We start from the raw sequence: 5,144 nt of genomic DNA, 5'->3' as shown, positions 1-5,144 counted from the left end.
GTGGAGTGATGGGGAAGTGGGAAATTTTCCTGAATTTAGGTTTGACAAGAGGTATGTATAAGGGAAAGTAAGAATCATCCATCAGGAAAGGGGAATTATGGTGCAAAAACCAAAGAAATTGCTGAACACCCATGAAGACCTAGAAGTTTATCAAATCGCTTTTAATCTGGCTATGGAAATCTTTGAACTGTCTAAAAAGTTTCCTGGGTCGGAAAAATATTCATTAATTGATCAAATTAGACGATCTTCTCGTTCTGTCTGTGCTAATTTAGCAGAGGCATGGCGTAGAAGACGATATAAGGGCTTGCCCTGAGCTACGTCGAAGGGTTCATTTTTGCTGAGACTAAGTGATGCGGAGGCAGAAGCGGCAGAAAGCCAAGTTTGGTTAAAATTTGCTGTTAAATGCCAATATTTAGATATTGAGACTGGTAGAAAACTTTATGGTCAGTATAATAAGGTTTTAGGACTGATCGTCATCATGACTAATAATGCCGATAAATGGCTACTAAAAACCCCAAAATCCCCAAAACCCTAATTCCCCAAAACCCTAATTCTCCATTTCAGGTTAGGTTTAAGTATCGGGGGCCAGTTCTAGGGATTGGGGAAAAAACCAAAAAGTTTAGCAGCACCCCCCAAGACAGCAACCACCAAAGCTATCAGAATCCCCCGGTTGGTAAATTCCTGATAAGCAACCCGTACCGTTAATCCCTCGATTTTCTCGTCTAATACTTTAGTATCGCCTTTTAAATCTGCCTTTAAACCCTCGATTTTCTCGTCTAATACTTTAATATCTCCTTTTAACTCGGCCTTGAGTTCGGCCTGTCCGATTTCTAATTTGGTTAGCCGGTCCTCTACCTTGTCAAACCTCGCATCTACCTTGTCAAATCTCTCATCTATCCGTTTTTCCAGGGAGTCGATTTTACTCTCAATCCTTGTCAGGACGGATTCTAGGGAATAGGTGACGGTTTCGTTAGACATTTTGCTAGACTCCTCGACTTATCTGGCGACTATTTTAATTATTATACTAAATCCCTTGAGTAAGTAAGTGGTTGCAATTAAATTGAAGATATATCCCCCCTTGATCCCCCCTTAATAAGGTAGGGTATCTAACAATTTTTAACACCTACCTACTTAGAATATAATATTTCAGCCGCTTTTTTACTTTATAAAGCTATGATTCAAAACTTATAAATTCAATATAATCGAATACACAACTAAACTTTATATTTCTGTAATGCTTAAGTAGATAGGTATTAAAAACTTTCAGATACCCCCGCCTATCGGCACCCCCCTTATCAAGGTAGGGCAGGGGGGATCGAACCTAAAATCCATTTTTAATTTAATTATAACCAGCTACTTATTAAAAACTTTCAGATCCCCCCGCCTATCGGCACCCCCCTTATCAAGGGGGGCAGGGGGGATCGAACCTAAAATCCATTTTTAATTTAATTATAACCAGCTACTTATAAACAAGCTGCTTATTCTAAATCAGATGGGAAAGATGCTCTTTGGTTTCCTAGTTATTTTGTTTCTTCTGTGGGAGGTATGCCATTGGCAGTTCTTAAGTGCTATATTAGAGATCAAGAAAAGCTATCGTGAAACGAAGAGGTTTTAAACCCAAATTTTCGATAATCAGATAGCCATTATCTCAAAAACTATCACCATGACGATCGATCCGCAACAACTCATCGAACTGGCTCTCAAATCGGGAGCAGTGGCAGCCGAAGTTTATCAATCTTCCTCCCTTTCCCATCCCGTTTTTTTTGAGGCTAATCGTCTCAAACAGCTAGAAAGTTCCGAATCCGTGGGAACTGCCTTAAGATTATGGCGCGAGGGTTGTCCGGGGTTAGCGGTGGGTTATGGTGATGTGCAACCGGAAATTTTAGTAGAAACGGCGTTAAATTTATCCTATCTCAATGCTCCGGAAGAAATCGAATTTTCGGCACCACGACAGGCAATTTATGACCCGATTGGCCAAGATGTGGCGGTAGAATCTTTAATCGAGATGGGTAATCAAATGATTGGCCAAATTCGCCAAGTTTATCCTGAGGTTATTTGTAGTGGTGAATGGGAATGTGAACTGGAAATCACCCGTTTGGTTAATTCCCAGGGTTTATATTGTCAATATACCGATACAGCTTTGAGTTATTACCTGGGGATTGAATGGGTGCGGGGGGAAGATTTTCTCGCGGTTTATGATGGGGAATATACTCGCAGTACACCTCATCCCGAAACGGTAATTAAACAGTTATTGCAGCGACTACAATGGGCAGCAAATAATGTGGATAGTCCCACAGGAAAATTACCAATTTTATTGACTGCTAATGCAGTTACCCTGTTATGGGGTACGGTGGCGATGGCTTTAAATGGTAAACAGATCTTAGAAAAGTCCTCGCCCTGGAGTGATAAAATTGGTCAATTGGTGATGTCAGAAAAGTTGACTTTATCCCAACAACCGGACAGAGAACCCTATAGTTGTCCCTTTGATGATGAGGGAACTCCTACCAAATTTTTATCTTTAATTGAGGGAGGTAGAGTTAAAGAATTCTATAGCGATCGTACCACAGCCAGATTATTAAAAACTACTCCGACGGGAAACGGTTTTCGTCCTAGTTTAGGGGTTTATCCTATGCCGGATTTGGTTAATTTAATCGTGGCACCGGGAGAGGGAACTTTAGAGGATTTAATCTCGCAAATAGACGAAGGCTTAGTTATTGACCAAATTTTAGGTCATGGGGCCGATATTTCTGGCGATTTTTCTGTCAATATCGATCTGGGTTATCGCATAGAAAAGGGCAAAATCACCGGACGAGTTAAAGATACAATGGTGACGGGAAATGTTTATACAGCTTTGCAGAATTTAATCGCTTTAGGTTCCGATAATCAATGGAATGGCTCCTGTTATACTCCCTCGCTAATTGTTGATAGTTTATCGGTGGTGGGCTAAAAATGTTATCAGTTATCAGTTATCAGTTATCAGTTCACTGACCGATGAAATTAACTCAGCCTACTTTTTGGGGTTAATTTTTTGGGGCTTTATTTGACCTGAAAAGAAGGGGTTTGCAGGCAGGCACGGATTCCCATTATATAAGAAATTATCTGTCAAGTCGTGGGGTTTTGTCAAGCTTTTTTGGAAAAAAAATTTAACCGATACTCAAGGGGAGAAAATTGTCGGCAGAAATATTATTTAATCCCCCCCGTGAGTCGGCATTTTTCAGTTTGGCATTAACGCTTTAGTTGTCGAGGCACCAAGGCGATTTAATTGCCGATTAATTTGCCATCCGAGGAGGGTTAAACCCAACCACTGACTGAAGATTGCTAAAGCGAAAGAGGGAAGTGTAGCGTATTTAGTAGCGGCAATGGGAAGAAAAGTAAAAAACCATAACAGCGGAGATTGACTGGGATTAACTCCCAAGACAGCGAAACAGAGAAAGGGGAAAATAATCAAAATGCCGATGCTAGTGGCTGCCAACAAAGCGCGTTTATTTGTGCTGCCTAACATCAATAATTGGGCGATAGCGGCATAGACTAAAATCATGTTCATTGCCAAGAGAAACCCGGCTGCAGTGGCTAGTTTATATTGATGGAGAGGGGCGATAAAAATAGCGGGAAGGATGAATAAAATGGCAATGGCGAGGTTAATAGCCATGGCTAGGGTAGAAGGACTTTTTTCGCCAAAGATTAAAGCTTTCCCCAGACTAATGCCCGTTTTTCCTTGCAGATGACGATAGCGCGCCCAATCTTGGAGAGTTTGACGGGGGGGAGTTAAGGCAAAAAGGATTAACAAGCTAAAAATCGCCACAAAAACGCTAAGAATCGCAAAATTATCGAAAAGATAGCTCGGTTCCAGAGTTTGGAAGACAAAACCTAGGCTAATGGCACTAAAACAGCCCATCATCCAGTAACTTTGGGGTTTACTAACAAGAGTAGCGAGGGGATTATGGAAGCGACGCTGGAGAACTCTGGTTAAACCGTAGGTACAGAGGGCAAAATTGAGCAAAATTAAGCTAATACCCGTTGTAACCGATTGCCAGAGAGATTGACCGTACCAACGCAGATCGAAGATTTGTGAGATTCCTAGATAGCGTACCGCATCGGGGGGGAGAAAGGTAGATTTAACTAGATAGGGAAGGACAAAACTAGGATTAAAGAGAATTAACCAATCAAAGGGGGTACGGGAACCGCCATAGCCCGATAAAGTAAAAATACTGCTATAAAACACAAAGATTAAGACTGTCGCGCTGCCTAACCAGGGTTGAAATCCCCCTAACCATGGCGTGGCTAAAGCGAAACTGAGGGCGGCATGATAGAAAAAGGCACAACTAGCGATCAGAACCGCGTAGAAGGCTAAAATTAACGATAGGGGAATACCTGCTAATAAACCCGCCCCCAAGTGAAAGGGTAAAGCGAGAAGACAGACGAGATAAAGGAGAATGGGAACCCCGAAAATTTTGCCGATAAAAATCGTTTTGGCGGGTTGGGGACTCAGACGGATAAAATTAAGTGTACCCCGGCGCTCTTCCCCGGAAAGATCGGCAATTAATTGATAGGTTCCCACCACTAAAAGAGCGAAAATGCCGGTAATACTCAGAAAAGTGAAGATATCTAACCACCATAACTGGGAGATAATCATCCATTGACCATTTAGGTCTTGGATACAGTATTTAAGCCCACTATAGGGATAATAATCGTTGTTATTGGGGGGATTAGCGGTACAGTAACGACTAAATCCCGACCCTACCGGCAGTAGATTTTTATAATACAAATAAACTAATGATTGACCAACAAGGGAGATAATCGAAGCGATCGAGATATTTTTCGGGGTTAATCTTCCTTGCCATTCTCGCATAATTTGCGGGTTGGTTTCCGTAAGGCGATCGATTATTGTCGCTATCATATTTCTTTCCTCTCTACAGCCGTCAACAGGAGCTAATCCTAGGTTAACCCAGTAACTTCTCGATCGGTTCGGGGAGAAAGAACTCGATCGAGATGCAGCTAAGTAGCTGGTTATAATTAAATTAAAAATGGATTTTAGGTTCGATCCCCCCTTAGTCCCCCCTTGATAAGGGGGGTGCCGATCCCCCCTTAATCCCCCCTTGATAAGGGGGGTGCCGATCCCCCCTTAATCCCCCCTTGATAAGGGG

General features: G+C 42.1%; 3 protein-coding genes and 2 pseudogenes. 3 read left to right on the top strand and 2 right to left on the bottom strand.

Annotated features, from left to right (window positions below; translation table 11 throughout):
- Positions 1-97: 97 nt before the first annotated feature.
- Positions 98-535: pseudogene (locus tag IQ234_RS19765) on the top strand (four helix bundle protein).
- Positions 536-591: 56 nt separating this feature from the next.
- On the opposite strand, the gene IQ234_RS19760 reads toward IQ234_RS19765, so the two are convergent.
- Positions 592-978, bottom strand: coding sequence for a DUF4164 family protein (locus tag IQ234_RS19760; RefSeq protein ID WP_193958328.1), 387 nt, complete (start codon positions 976-978; stop codon positions 592-594).
- 516 nt (positions 979-1,494) lie between these two features.
- Between IQ234_RS19760 and IQ234_RS19755 the strand changes: the two are divergent.
- Positions 1,495-1,599 (top strand): annotated as a pseudogene (locus IQ234_RS19755) (transposase); the annotation flags it as partial.
- Positions 1,600-1,663: 64 nt separating this feature from the next.
- Complete coding sequence (locus IQ234_RS19750) at positions 1,664-2,947, top strand: TldD/PmbA family protein (RefSeq protein ID WP_193958327.1); 1,284 nt, start codon at positions 1,664-1,666, stop codon at positions 2,945-2,947.
- A gap of 267 nt (positions 2,948-3,214) precedes the next feature.
- On the opposite strand, the gene IQ234_RS19745 is transcribed toward IQ234_RS19750, so the two are convergent.
- The gene (locus tag IQ234_RS19745) at positions 3,215-4,897 is read right to left on the bottom strand and encodes a hypothetical protein (protein WP_193958326.1); all 1,683 of its coding nucleotides are present in this window, start codon (positions 4,895-4,897) and stop codon (positions 3,215-3,217) included.
- Positions 4,898-5,144 lie beyond the last annotated feature (247 nt).

This window comes from Microcystis aeruginosa LEGE 91341 (genome assembly GCF_015206885.1).
Taxonomy (GTDB): Bacteria; Cyanobacteriota; Cyanobacteriia; order Cyanobacteriales; family Microcystaceae; genus Microcystis; species Microcystis aeruginosa_H.
Note: the sequence above shows the minus strand (reverse complement) of the source record. Positions and strands in the feature narration are given on the sequence as shown.